This is a genomic window from Streptomyces sp. NPDC058751 (assembly GCF_042746485.1).
Lineage (GTDB): Bacteria > Actinomycetota > Actinomycetes > Streptomycetales > Streptomycetaceae > Streptomyces.
In genome coordinates this window covers 184020-196360 of the sequence record NZ_JBHYPZ010000008.1, presented here as the reverse complement: position 1 = coordinate 196360, position 12341 = coordinate 184020, and the positions used below count along the sequence as shown (strand labels likewise).

Genomic DNA, 12341 nt, shown 5'->3' with positions numbered 1-12341 from the left:
AATTTCTTTTGTGCTAGGAGAGTATCGGATCGAAGGGCGTCGCGCAGCCGAGATCGCCGCCGACGTCGAACGGGCCGTCGGGACGGGAGAGCTGGAACCGGGTCAGCTCCTGCCGTCCATGCGGGAGCTGGCGGAGGAACTCGGGGTCAACCCGAACACGGTCGCGGCGGCCTATCGCACGCTGCGCGAGCGCGGGGTCATCGAGACCGCCGGCCGTCGCGGCAGCCGGGTGCGGCCGAAGCCGGCCACCACGGGGCGGGAGCAGCTGCGCGTCGACGTGCCCGAGGGCGTACGGGACCTGAGCGAGGGCAATCCCGATCCGGTCCTGCTGCCGAAGCTCGCCGAGGCCTTCGCGGCGGCGGCCCGGCAGTCGGACCGGCATCCCGTGCAGTACGGGCAGGACGCCGTCGAGCCGGAGCTGGAGCGGCTGGCCCGCGCCGCTCTCGACGCGGACGGAGTGCCCGAGGGGCCCGTCGTCGTCACGTCCGGATCGCTCGACGCGATCGAGCGCGTCCTGACGGCCCACCTCAGGCCCGGTGACACCGTGGCCGTCGAGGACCCCGGCTGGGGCAGTCTGCTCGACCTCCTTCCGGCGCTGGGGCTGCGTACGGCAGGGGTCGGTGTCGACGACGAGGGCCCGCTTCCCGCCGACGTACGGGGGGCGCTGGAGGCCGGGGCACGGGCCCTGATCGTCACCGACCGGGCGCAGAACCCCACCGGTGCCGCGGTCACCGCCGCCCGTGCGCGTGTTCTGCGCTCCGTGCTGCGCGAGCACCCGCGGACCCTGCTCGTCGAGGACGACCACGGCCACCGGATCGTCGACCTGCCCCTGCATCCCCTCGCCGGAGTCACGCACCACTGGGCTTTCGTGCGTTCCGTCGCCAAGGCGTACGGGCCCGATCTCCGGCTCGCCGTGCTCACCGGAGACCCTGCCACCGCCGACCGTGTGCACGGGCGGCAGCGGCTCGGCCCCGGCTGGGTGAGCCGTCTGCTGCAGAAGGCGGTGGTCCACCTGTGGACCTACGGCGCGGTCGACGCGGCTGCCGTGGCGGCGGAGTACGGGGCGCGCCGCGACATGCTGATCGACGCCCTGCGGGAACGCGGGGTCGAAGCGCGCGGGCGCAGTGGGATGAACGTCTGGATCCCCGTCCCGGACGAGACCGGCGCGGTCTCCCGGCTGCTGCACAGCGGCTGGGCCGTCGCGCCCGGCGCCCGCTTCAGGATGACCTCGCCGCAGGGGATCCGGATCACCGTCTCGACGCTTCGGCCCGAGGACGCGGGCCCGCTCGCGGACGCCGTCGCGTCCGCCGTGGGACCGGCCCCCGCGCGCCGTTACGTCTGATGCCCGCCCACGTCTGGTGCCCGCCCGCCCGCGCCGTCACGTCCGATCCGGGCCGCGAGCCCGTGGGTGCGGGCGTCAGCGGCGGGGCTTCGCCTGGGTGAGGGCCGCGCCCGCGAGGACGATCACCGCGCCGACCGGCGTCGACCAGGCCAGCGACTCGCCGAGGATCGCGACGCCGGCGGCGGTGGCGATGACCGGGATGAAGTACGTGACCATCTGGGCCGTCGTCGGGCCGACCTCGGCGACGATCCCGTACTGCAGGAGCATGGCCAGGCCGGTGCCGAGTGCGCCCAGGGCCGCGATCGCGAGCAGCGGCACCCACGCGACACGGCTCGGGAACGTGGTGAACAGCGGGGTGACGAGAGCCAGCTGGGCGGTGGCCAGGAGCAGCTGGGCGCCGGTCATCGACAGGTGGGAGTGCCCTGTGCCCGCGAGGGTCCGGCGCACGTATATCCAGCCGACCGGATAGCTCAGCGACGCCAGCAGGGCCATCGCCGTGCCCCTGGCGTCCAGGCCGTGGAAGCCCTGCCAGACACCGAGGACCGTCAGGACGCCGAGGAAGCCGATGCCGAGACCGGCCACCCTGCGCCGGGTCGGCCGGTCCTCCGAGAGGGCGACCAGGGACAGGGCCATGCCCCACAGGGGCGACGTCGCGTTGCAGATGCCGGCGAGCGTGGACGGGATCGTCAGCTCGGAGTAGGCGAAGAGGGAGAACGGCAGCGCGTTCAGCAGGAAGGCCGCGACCGCGAGGTGCCCCCACGTCCGCGCTCCGTGCGGCAGCCGCTCCCGCTTCACCGCCATCGCCGCCACGAGCACCACGCTTCCGAACAGCAGCCGGCCGAAGGTGACCTGGAACGGCGCGTAGCCGTCCGTGCCGACCTTGATGAACAGGAAGCTGAAACCCCAGATCAGTGCCAGGACGCCGAAGCGGATCCGCCAATCCAGGGCGGCGCGGCGGCGGGGTGCGACGCCGTTCGGCGTGACGGGACGGGAGGAGGCGACGGTGCTCATGGGGTCCAGGATGGGGCAGGGCGATCTCGTAGCACAAGCGAGAATATTCGAGCGGTATCTCGTAGCATTGCTTACATGTTGAATCTGGAGCGGCTGCGCACCCTCGACGCCCTCGCCCGGCACGGCTCGGTGAGCGCTGCGGCCGAGGGACTGCACGTGACCACCTCGGCGGTCTCCCAGCAGATGTCGAAGCTGGAGCGCGAGGTGGGACAGCAACTGCTCGCCAAGAACGGCCGGGGGGTGCGGCTGACCGACGCCGGGCGGCTCCTCGCCGAGCACGCGGCGCGCATCCTGTCGCAGGTCGAGCTCGCGGAGTCCGACCTGGAGGCCCAGCGCGGTCAGGTGGCCGGTGAGCTGCGGCTCTCCGCGTTCCCGACGGCCGCGCGCGGGCTGTTCCCGGCGGCGCTCGCGGAGCTGCGTGCCGAGCATCTCGGGCTGCGGGTGCGCTCCAGCGAGCTGGAGCCGGAGGCCGGGGTCGCGGGCGTGGTGCGCGGGGACCTGGACCTCGCGGTCGTGCTTGACTGGTACAACAAGCCGATGCCGCTGCCCGACGGACTGGTGAAGGCGTCGATCCTCGACGACCCCGCCGATGTGGCGATGCCGGCCGGCCACCGGCTCGCGGGCCGGGTCGAGGTGGACCTCGGGGACTTCGCCGACGACGAGTGGATCACCTGGGGCGAGGGCGAGTTCTGTCACGAATGGCTGATGTTCACGCTGCGCTCCCAGGGCGTCGAGCCGCGCGTCGGGCACCGTGCCGGGGAGACGCACACCCAGCTCGGGCTCGTCGCCGCGGGGCTCGGCGTGTGCGTGGCCCCGCTCCTCGGGCGTCACCCCATGCCCGGGGGAGTCGTCACGGTGCCGGTCCGGCAGCGTGTGCGCCGCCACGTCTACGTCGTGTGGCGGGCCGACGCCGACCGCCGGCCCTCGATCAGGGCGGCGGTGGACGCCTTGCGCAGGGCCGGTGCGGCCGTCGAGTAGCGGGAGACGAGGGGCGGTCCGGGGCCGGAGGCGCCGGCGGAACGGTCCGGCGCCCGCCGGGCCGGCCGAGTGCCCCCGCGCCGCCTGCCGCCTCCGCGGTTCCGCCTGCCGTGTCCGCGCCGGCGCCGCTCGCGCAGGCGGAGCGGTTCGGTGCCGGTCGGACGGGCGGTGCGGGGCGGGTCACATCGGGGGGAGCTTGCGGAAGTCCCACGAGGCGATCGCCGTCGGCGTCAGCCGCATCCAGGCGTGCCGGCCGTCGTGCGGCATCTCCTCCAGGCCGAAGTTCTTGCGGGCGAACAGGATCTCCGGGACGTCGAGTTCGGCGCACAGTTCCCCGGTGCGCGGGAACTCGCCGACGAACTCCACCGTGCCGGACAGCTCGACGCCCCGCAGCTCCCCGTACTCCTCGCCGGAGTCGATCACCACCGCGACCCGCGGATCGTTCCGCAGCTGCACCCAGCGCTTGCTGCGCACCACCGAGTACAGCCACAGCGAGGTGCCGTCCCAGGCGAACCAGAGGGCACTCACGTGGGGGACTCCGCCCTTCGACACGGAGGCGACGCGGCAGGTGCGCTGGGTGGTCAGGAACTCGTCCAGTTCGCCGGGGGTCATCATGATCTTCCGGCCTCTGCGCTGAGTGGCGGTCATACTGTTTCCTCGTGTTCTGTGTGTGGGCCGGTCCGTGTGCCGGCCAGGTCCTGCCGGTCCCGCTCCGTGTGCCGGCTCTGCCCGCCGAAGCTTCCGGTAAAGCTTTCTGACGTTCCGTCAGGAAATCATGAGCCGTCTTCCGTCCTCGCGCAATGGCCGTTACGCTCCGCCGTCCCGACCCGCGACGACAAGGAGAGCCATGCCGTCGTCCGAGCACCTCAGCGAACTCCTCGACCCCGCCGGCACGGTACTGCTCACCGTGGAGTGCCAGCAGGGCGTCGTGGGCCCGGACAGCGCGCTGCCCGAACTAGCCCGGGAAGCGCGCTCGTCCGGAGCCCTCGACCGGATCGCCCGGTTGGTGGGCGCCGCGCACGAGAGCGGGGTGCAGGTGATCCACGCGGTCGCCGAACGCCGCCCGGACGGCCGCGGCGCCAATCGCAACGCCCGGCTGTTCCGGGCGGCCGAGCGACTGCCCGTCCAGCAGCTGGCCGGAACGGCGGCGGTGCGGATCGCGCCGCCCATCGAGGTCGCGGAGGAGGACTTCGTCGTACGGCGGCTGCACGGTCTGTCGCCCGTCTCGGGCACCGACGTCGACCCGCTGCTGCGCAACCTCGGCTGCCGCACCCTCGTGGTGACGGGGGTCTCGGCCAACATCGCCGTCCCCAACGCCGTGTTCGACGCCGTGAACCGCGGCTACACCGTCGTCGTCCCCGCGGACGCCGTCGCGGGAGTGCCCTCCGAGTACACCCCTGCCATGGTCCGGAACACGCTCGCGCTGGTCGCCACCGTCACGACCACCGACGACGTGCTCACCTGCTTCAAGAGACAACGGAGCTGACACCGCCGCCGCCGCGGCGGGCCGGAGTCCGGATCCGGCGGTCAGGCGAGCTTGATGGAGTCGCCCTCGACGGCGATGTTCGCGGCGGCCAGCCCGGTCGTCGCGGGCCCCTTCTTCACGCTGCCGTCGGTGGCGGAGAACTCGCTGTTGTGACAGGGGCAGGTGATGACGCCGTTCGCGATGCCCTTGACCGCGCAGCCCTGGTGGGTGCACTTCGAGGAGAAGGCCTTGAAGGTGCCCGCCGTCGGCTGGGTCACCACGACCCCCTTGTCGGCGAAGACCTTGCCGCCGCCCTCGGGGATGTCGCCGGTCTTGGCGAGTTCCGTGCCGGCCGCGTTCCCGGCCGCGCCGTTGCCGGAGCCCACGGTGTCGGAGGCGTCGTCCTCCGCGCCGCACGCGGTCAGCGCGGCGGCGATCCCCGCCGCGCCGACCGCCGCCACGACGGTGCGCCGGGACGGTGTCTGTGCGGAGTGGAGCGATTCGCTGGTCATGCTGGCCTTCCCTTCAGCGGACATGATCTGGATCTGTCCAGGGGTACGGTCCGCCCGTGCGCCCTGTTCAGGCGATGGCGACTTCTTGACCTGATCCACAGCGCACCGACAGCCGGGCGCGCGGGGCGGCGGTCCGCCCGGCACCCGGACACCGGCACCGCTCCCGTCCCCGCCACCGGGTCGCGTCCCCCGCGCGGGACCGCCCCAGTAACCTGGGGCGATGCTCAAGGAAGTGAACGCCTCCCGCTACATCACGCCGTTGCGCGAGGGCGGCTCGCTGCCGGGACTCGTCGAGGCCGACGACCTCGGCACGTACGTCATGAAGTTCACCGGCGCCGGACAGGGACGCAAGACGCTCGTCGCGGAGGTCGTCTGCGGTGAACTCGCCCGCCGGCTCGGCCTGCGGGTGCCCGGCCTGGTGACGATCGGCCTCGACCCGGTCCTCGGGCTCGGTGAACCGGACCAGGAGGTCCAGGACCTGCTGAAGTCGAGCGGCGGCCCCAACCTCGGGATGGACTTCCTCCCCCGCGCCGTCGGATTCGACCCCCTCGCCTTCGAGGTGAGCGCGGAGGAGGCGGGCCGGATCGTCTGGTTCGACGCCCTCGTCAACAACGTGGACCGCTCCTGGCGCAACCCCAACCTGCTGATGTGGCACGGCGAACTGTGGCTCATCGACCACGGCGCCACGATGATCTGGCACCACAACTGGCCCGGCGCCGAGACCTCCGCCGCCAAGCCGTACGACGTCTCCGACCACGCGCTCGCCCCCTTCCACCCCGACATCGCCTCGGCCGCCGCGGAACTGGCCCCGCTGGTCACCGAGGACCTGCTCGCCGAGGTCACGGCCGAGATCCCCGAGGCCTGGCTGGCCGGCGAGCCGGGCTTCGACACGGTGGACGAGCTGCGGCGCGCCTACGCACGGCCGCTGCTGGCGCGCGCCGCCGTCATCCACGAGCGGATCAAGGGCCTCGACGGCACCGAGGGGGGCAAGTGAACGAGCGGGACGTCTTCGAGTACGCGCTGCTGCGTGTCGTGCCGCGGGTCGAACGCGGCGAGTGCTTCAACGCGGGCGTGCTGGTGTACTGCCGCGCCCACTCCTTCGTCGCGGCCCGTACCCATCTGGACGAGAGCAAGCTGCTCGCGCTCGACCCCGACGCGGACGTGCAGGGCGTACGGGCCGCGCTGCGCGCCGTCGAAGGCGTCTGCGCCGGAGGGGAAGCCGCCGGTCAGGCGGCACACGACGACGCCGGACGGCGTTTTCGCTGGCTGATCGCGCCGCGCTCGACGGTGGTCCAGCCGGGCCCCGTGCACACCGGCCTGACCGCCGATCCCGGGGCCGAGACCGAGCGGTTGCTCCAGCTCCTGGTCAGGTAATGGATCACATGCGCGCGGTGCGCCGTTGACACCGCGTGCCAGGGCTTCTAGCGTCACGTCTGCTGAAGGTACTAAGCGGTCGCTCACCTGACGGGCGTACCGTGTGAGCCGCGGGTCCCCCGGACCCCGAGGACTCCGCAAGGTTGTCGAGACAGCTTGGCCGGGCTTGGGCCGGCTTTTCCAAGGGCGAGGAGAACCAGCAATGTCCACCACTGAGCAGCGCGTCGCCGTAGTCACCGGTGCCGCGCGCGGCATCGGCGCCGCGACCGCCGTACGACTGGCCGCGGAGGGCCGCGCCGTCGCGGTGATCGACCTCGACGAGGCCGCGTGCAAGGACACCGTCGAGAAGATCACCGCCGCGGGCGGCAAGGCCCTCGCGGTCGGCTGCGACGTCTCCGACGAGGCCCAGGTGGAGGCCGCCGTCGCGCGGATCGCCGAGGAGCTCGGCGCGCCGACCGTCCTGGTGAACAACGCGGGTGTCCTGCGTGACAACCTGCTGTTCAAGATGAGCGCGTCCGACTGGGACACCGTCATGAACGTGCACCTGCGCGGCGCCTTCCTGATGGCGAAGGCCGTCCAGAAGTACATGGTCGAGGCCAAGTTCGGCCGCATCGTCAACCTGTCGTCGTCGTCGGCGCTGGGCAACCGCGGCCAGGCCAACTACTCCACCGCCAAGGCCGGTCTCCAGGGCTTCACCAAGACCCTGGCCATCGAGCTCGGCAAGTTCGGCGTGACCGCGAACGCCGTGGCGCCCGGCTTCATCGTCACCGACATGACCGCCGCGACCGCCGCCCGCGTCGGGATGGACTTCGACGACTTCCAGGCCGCCGCCGCCACCCAGATCCCCGTGCAGCGCGTCGGCAACCCCGACGACATCGCCAACGCCATCGCCTTCTTCACCGGCGAGGCCGCCGGATTCGTCTCGGGCCAGGTGCTGTACGTGGCCGGCGGACCGCTCAACTAGACGCAGGGGAAACGCACATGACCACGCTCCCCGAACTCTCGGGCAACGTCGCGCTCATCACGGGCGCCAGCCGCGGCATCGGCTACGGCGTCGCGGAGGCCCTGATCGCCCGCGGCGACCGGGTCTGCATCACGGGCCGCAACGAGGACGCACTCAAGGAGGCCGTCGAGACGCTCGGCTCCGACCGCGTCATCGCCGTGGCCGGCAAGGCGCACGACGAGGCCCACCAGGCCGTCGCCGTCGAGCGCACCATGGAGGCGTTCGGCCGCGTCGACTTCCTGGTCAACAACGCCGGCACGAACCCCGTGTTCGGGCCGATCGCCGAACTGGACCTCAACGTGGCGCGGAAGGTCTTCGAGACCAACGTCGTCTCCGCGCTCGGCTTCGCCCAGCAGACCTGGAAGGCCTGGCAGGGCGAGAACGGCGGCGCGATCGTCAACATCGCCTCGGTGGCCGGCCTCGCGCCCTCGCCGTTCATCGGCGCGTACGGCATCAGCAAGGCCGCGATGATCAACCTGACCGTGCAGCTCGCGCACGAGTTCGCGCCCAAGGTCCGGGTCAACGCCATCGCGCCCGCCGTGGTGAAGACGAAGTTTGCGGCCGCACTGTACGAGGGCCGCGAGGCGGAGGCCGCCGCGGCCTATCCCCTCGGCCGACTCGGCGTGCCCTCCGACATCGGCGGGGCGGCCGCCTTCCTCACCTCGCAGCAGTCGGACTGGGTCACCGGCCAGACGCTCGTGGTCGACGGCGGGATGTTCCTCAACGCCGGGGTCGAGTGACACGAGGGCCGGTCGGACGTTCCCCGCGCGGGCGCCGTCCGACCGGCCCTTCGCCGGAAGCCGGCGATCCCTCTGCCCGCCCCGGGCGGTACGGAGTTCGGCGTCCGGAACGCCCCCGCCTCCACAGCATGCTGACAACGTAGTCACATACGCGCTGATCAAGTGCCCTGCCGGAAAACACCCTTTTCCGGCAGGGCGCTGCGGTATGGTCTGCCGACCCTTGGTACGGCAGATCGAGGAGCGTGCGCGTGTTCAACCGGAACCGGTACCTGCGACAGCTGGCGGCGGTCGCGTCCATAACCCTGGTGGCCGGGTGCGGTGCTCTCACGCCGGGCTCGCCGGCCGACGAGGGGCCGATCGTCGTGGGGACCACCAGTGCCCCCAGCACCCTGGACCCGGCGGCCTCCTGGGACGGATCGTGGGAGCTGTTCCGCAACGTTTTCCAGACGCTGCTGAGCTATCCGACCGGCTCGGCCGTCCCGCGGCCCGACGCCGCCGAGAAGTGCGGGTTCACGAACGGAACCAACACCGCCTACCGCTGCGAACTGCGCCCGGGCATGAAGTTCTCCGACGGCGACCCCCTCGACGCGTCGGCCGTCAAGCACTCCATCGACCGCATCAGGAAGATCGGTGTACAAGGCGGCCCCGCAGGTCTGCTCGGCAGTCTCGAACGCGTCCAGGTGCAGGGCGCGCGTGACGTCGTCTTCCACCTCAACAAGCCGGACGCCACCTTTCCCCTGGTGCTGGCCACGCCGGCGATGTCGATCGTCGACCCCGACGACTACCCCGCCGGCGCCCTGCGCGAGGACGGCAAGGTCTCCGGCTCCGGGCCCTACAGACTGCGCTCCTACACGGAGGGCGAGCAGGCCGAACTCGTCAGGAACGACCACTACGAGGGCTTCGCCAAGCGCAGGAACAGCGCGGTGACCATCCGTTACTTCCAGGGCTCGGCCCAGCTGTCCAGGGCCCTGAAGGACAAGAAGATCGACGTCACCTACCGCGGCCTCGCCGCCTCGGATGTCGTCGCCCTCCGGAGCCGGGGGGACCAGAAGGACATCCAGCTCATCGACGGCACGGGCACCGAGATCAGCTACCTGGTCTTCAACCCCGAGGACCCGTGGGCCGGGAAGCTCGCCGTCCGCCGCGCGGTCGCCCAGATCGTCGACAGACCCGCCATCGCCCACACGGTCTACAAGGGCACCGTCGACCCGCTCTACTCGATGGTCCCCGCGGGACTGGCCGGGCACACCACCGGCTACTTCGACGAGTACGGCGGCCCCGACCCGTCCAGGGCCCGCAAGATCCTGCGCGACGCGGACATCGACGAACGCGTCCCGCTCACCCTCTGGTACACGACCGACCGCTACGGCTCCGGGACCGCCCCGGAGTTCCGCGAGCTCAAGCGCCAGCTCGACCGCTCCGGCCTGTTCACCGTCACGCTCAGGAGCCGTCCCTGGAAGACGTACGAAGAGGGCTACCGCAACGGCGAGTACCCGGTGTTCGGCCGTGGCTGGTTCCCCGACTTCCCCGACGCCGACAACTTCATCGCCCCCTTCGTGGGGGAGGAGAACGCCCTGGGGACGCCCTATCCGGTCCCGCGGATCACCGACGTCCTGCTGCCCGAGTCGCGTGGCGTGCGCGATCGCGGGGCGGTGACCAAGCAGTTCGAGGAGGCCCAGCGGATCCTCGTCGACGACGCCCGGCTGCTGCCCCTGTGGCAGGGCAGGCAGTACGTGGCCGCGAACGAGGAGATCTCGGGCGGGGAACGGGCCCTGGACCCCTCGACCATCATGATGATGTGGGAGCTGGGCCGAAAAACCAGCTGGTAGCAGGCCCTATGGGCCGGACCCGGGACCGATTGTCAGTGGGCGACGGTAGGTTCTGTGTCCGGAAGCCATCGCACATCGAAGGAAGTTGACGTGACCGATATCGCCATGTTGCCCGAGTCCTGGCGCGGAGTCCTGGGCGAGGAGCTTCAGCAGCCCTACTTCAAGGAACTCACCGAGTTCGTCGAGGCGGAGCGTGCGAAGGGTCCCGTCTACCCGCCCCGGGAGGAGGTCTTCGCCGCCCTCGACGCGACCCCGTACGAGCGGGTGAAGGTGCTGATCCTCGGCCAGGACCCGTACCACGGCGAGGGTCAGGGGCACGGCCTGTGCTTCTCGGTCCGTCCCGGGGTCAAGACCCCGCCGTCGCTGCGGAACATCTACAAGGAGATGAAGGAGGAGCTGGACACCCCGGTCCCGGACAACGGCTATCTGATGCCGTGGGCCGAGCAGGGCGTCCTGCTGCTCAACGCGGTGCTGACCGTCCGCTCCGGCGAGGCGAACTCGCACAAGGGGAAGGGCTGGGAGAAGTTCACCGACGCGGTCATCCGCGCGGTCGCCGACCGCCCCGACCCGGCCGTCTTCGTCCTGTGGGGGAACTACGCGCAGAAGAAGCTCCCGCTGATCGACGAGGAGCGGCACGTGGTGGTGAAGGGGGCGCACCCGTCACCGCTGTCGGCGAAGAAGTTCTTCGGCTCGCGTCCCTTCACCCAGATCAACGAGGCCGTGGCCGCCCAGGGCCATGAGCCGATCGACTGGCGCATCCCCGACATCGGCTGACCGTCGGTCGCTGGGCGGGTCCGTCACCGGCCTGGCCCAGCGGCGTACGGGGGCGCCTGAGCGCGATTGTCACCACCTCCGGTTAGCTTCGTGGGGACAGTGACGATCCTGGAGGGCGCGGTGGCGGAGCAACAGGGGCAGGCGGCGCCGGACGCCATGATGACCCGGATCGGACAGGCCGTCATGCTGCACCACGCCGGGGACCGCGAGGAGGCCCGGGGCCGCTTCCTGGACCTGTGGGGGGAGATCGGGGACGGCGGCGACGCACTGCACCGCTGCACGCTGGCGCACTACATGGCCGACACCCAGGACGACCCCGCCGACGAGCTCGCCTGGGACCTGCGCGCTCTGGCGGCGGCAGAGGAACTGGGCGACGGCCGTGTCACCGAGCCCCGCCAGTCGCTCGCCGTGCGCGCGTTCTACCCCTCGCTGCATCTGAACCTCGCCGCCGACTACGCGAAACTCGGCCGCTCGGAGGCCGCCCGCACTCATCTGCGCCGTGCCCGCGGTGCCGCGGGCGCCCTCGCGGACGACCGGTACGGGGACGGCGTCCGCGCGGCGATCGGGCGCCTGGAGCTGAGGCTCCAGGACACCGGCGCCCCGGCGGAGGCCGGCGGGCCGGACCGCTTCGACGGACCCGGGGGCGAAACCCTGGGACCGCCGAGACAGCGTCCCTGAACAGCGCCTCCCGCCGGGCACCGCCGAGGCGGGCCCTGCCCCGGGGCGCCGTCAGTTCCCGTACGTCTTCGCGCAGAGGACCGATTCCGGGCTGTTCGCGTTCCAGTTCCCGTACTTCCTGCCGAGCGCGCACAAATCCGGATGCTTCGGTACGGCGGGGATCCCGGGCGGGACGGCCGTACGGCGTCCGGGGCGCTGTGGCTCGGGACGCGGGGCCGGCCGGGCGTGCCGCGGAGGGGCCGGGGGCGCCGCGACCCGCGGTGGGGGAGTCACCCGGTGCCGGGCCTCCGCCTCCGTCTCCGCCTCGGGCGAGGGCTTGCGGGAAGGGCTGACGCGTTCCAGCGCCTCATGCGCCGGTACCTGCGCGGTCCGGGGTTCCCCCTTGCCGTCCGGATGCGGCGCGCTACGGCCGGCCGGTGCGGCGGGAGAGCCGGTGGCGGGCGGTCGCTGGACGGTCACACAGCCGGAGAGGGCGGTGACCGCCATGGCGACCAGGAGTGTCGCGGTCGTCGTCGTTCGATGCACCCGCGCAACTCTGCTGGTTCCGGACCGCTTCCAGGGAGCGGAGAGGCGCAGGATGCCCCGCACGGGTGATCCTTCCGCTCCTCCGGCGGGTACGGGCGTAGGAGAGCTGA

14 protein-coding genes are annotated in these 12341 nt (G+C 71.8%); 10 read left to right on the top strand and 4 right to left on the bottom strand.

Going from position 1 to position 12341, the window contains the following annotated elements; genetic code table 11:
- The first annotated feature begins 10 nt into the window (after window positions 1-10).
- Entirely contained in the window at window positions 11-1342 is a 1332-nt protein-coding gene (locus tag ACFW6B_RS10850; protein WP_386594286.1) for an aminotransferase class I/II-fold pyridoxal phosphate-dependent enzyme, read from the top strand.
- Between the two features lie 75 nt (window positions 1343-1417).
- On the opposite strand, the gene ACFW6B_RS10845 is transcribed toward ACFW6B_RS10850, so the two are convergent.
- Window positions 1418-2353 carry a DMT family transporter gene (locus ACFW6B_RS10845; protein WP_386594284.1) on the bottom strand — a complete coding sequence of 312 codons (936 nt, stop codon included), beginning with the start codon at window positions 2351-2353 and terminating at the stop codon, window positions 1418-1420.
- Window positions 2354-2428: 75 nt separating this feature from the next.
- Here ACFW6B_RS10845 and ACFW6B_RS10840 point away from each other — a divergent pair, with 75 nt between their 5' ends.
- A complete protein-coding gene (locus ACFW6B_RS10840; protein ID WP_386594282.1) occupies window positions 2429-3331 on the top strand; it encodes a LysR family transcriptional regulator in 903 nt (300 codons plus the stop codon).
- Between the two features lie 180 nt (window positions 3332-3511).
- Here the strand turns inward: ACFW6B_RS10840 and ACFW6B_RS10835 are convergent, their stop codons facing one another.
- A complete protein-coding gene (locus tag ACFW6B_RS10835) occupies window positions 3512-3979 on the bottom strand; it encodes a pyridoxamine 5'-phosphate oxidase family protein (RefSeq protein ID WP_386594280.1) in 468 nt (155 codons plus the stop codon).
- Window positions 3980-4178: 199 nt separating this feature from the next.
- Here ACFW6B_RS10835 and ACFW6B_RS10830 point away from each other — a divergent pair, with 199 nt between their 5' ends.
- Entirely contained in the window at window positions 4179-4817 is a 639-nt protein-coding gene (locus tag ACFW6B_RS10830; RefSeq protein WP_386594278.1) for a cysteine hydrolase family protein, read from the top strand.
- A 41-nt stretch (window positions 4818-4858) separates the two neighbouring features.
- On the opposite strand, the gene ACFW6B_RS10825 is transcribed toward ACFW6B_RS10830, so the two are convergent.
- Window positions 4859-5308, bottom strand: coding sequence for a Rieske (2Fe-2S) protein (locus ACFW6B_RS10825; protein ID WP_386594276.1), 450 nt, complete (start codon window positions 5306-5308; stop codon window positions 4859-4861).
- 220 nt (window positions 5309-5528) lie between these two features.
- Between ACFW6B_RS10825 and ACFW6B_RS10820 the strand changes: the two genes are divergently transcribed.
- From ACFW6B_RS10820 to ACFW6B_RS10790, 7 genes are all read left to right on the top strand, one after another.
- The gene (locus ACFW6B_RS10820) at window positions 5529-6302 is read left to right on the top strand and encodes a HipA family kinase (RefSeq protein WP_386594274.1); all 774 of its coding nucleotides are present in this window, start codon (window positions 5529-5531) and stop codon (window positions 6300-6302) included.
- On the top strand, window positions 6299-6682 hold the full coding sequence (locus ACFW6B_RS10815; RefSeq protein ID WP_386594272.1) for a DUF3037 domain-containing protein: 384 nt from the start codon (window positions 6299-6301) through the stop codon (window positions 6680-6682). The genes ACFW6B_RS10820 and ACFW6B_RS10815 overlap by 4 nt, the downstream gene beginning before the upstream one ends.
- 202 nt (window positions 6683-6884) lie before the next feature.
- A complete protein-coding gene (gene fabG, locus ACFW6B_RS10810; RefSeq protein WP_386594270.1) occupies window positions 6885-7646 on the top strand; it encodes a 3-oxoacyl-ACP reductase FabG in 762 nt (253 codons plus the stop codon).
- A 17-nt stretch (window positions 7647-7663) separates the two neighbouring features.
- Complete coding sequence (locus ACFW6B_RS10805; RefSeq protein WP_386594268.1) at window positions 7664-8425, top strand: SDR family oxidoreductase; 762 nt, start codon at window positions 7664-7666, stop codon at window positions 8423-8425.
- Between the two features lie 248 nt (window positions 8426-8673).
- The gene (locus tag ACFW6B_RS10800; RefSeq protein WP_386594267.1) at window positions 8674-10254 is read left to right on the top strand and encodes an ABC transporter substrate-binding protein; all 1581 of its coding nucleotides are present in this window, start codon (window positions 8674-8676) and stop codon (window positions 10252-10254) included.
- 90 nt (window positions 10255-10344) lie between these two features.
- Window positions 10345-11028: a uracil-DNA glycosylase gene (locus ACFW6B_RS10795; protein ID WP_386594264.1), complete on the top strand. Its 684-nt coding sequence runs from the start codon at window positions 10345-10347 to the stop codon at window positions 11026-11028.
- A gap of 120 nt (window positions 11029-11148) precedes the next feature.
- Window positions 11149-11706: a hypothetical protein gene (locus ACFW6B_RS10790; RefSeq protein ID WP_386594343.1), complete on the top strand. Its 558-nt coding sequence runs from the start codon at window positions 11149-11151 to the stop codon at window positions 11704-11706.
- Between the two features lie 51 nt (window positions 11707-11757).
- Here the strand turns inward: ACFW6B_RS10790 and ACFW6B_RS10785 are convergent, their stop codons facing one another.
- Window positions 11758-12231 (bottom strand): hypothetical protein, encoded by a 474-nt coding sequence (locus ACFW6B_RS10785; protein ID WP_386594262.1) that lies wholly within the window; start codon window positions 12229-12231, stop codon window positions 11758-11760.
- Window positions 12232-12341 lie beyond the last annotated feature (110 nt).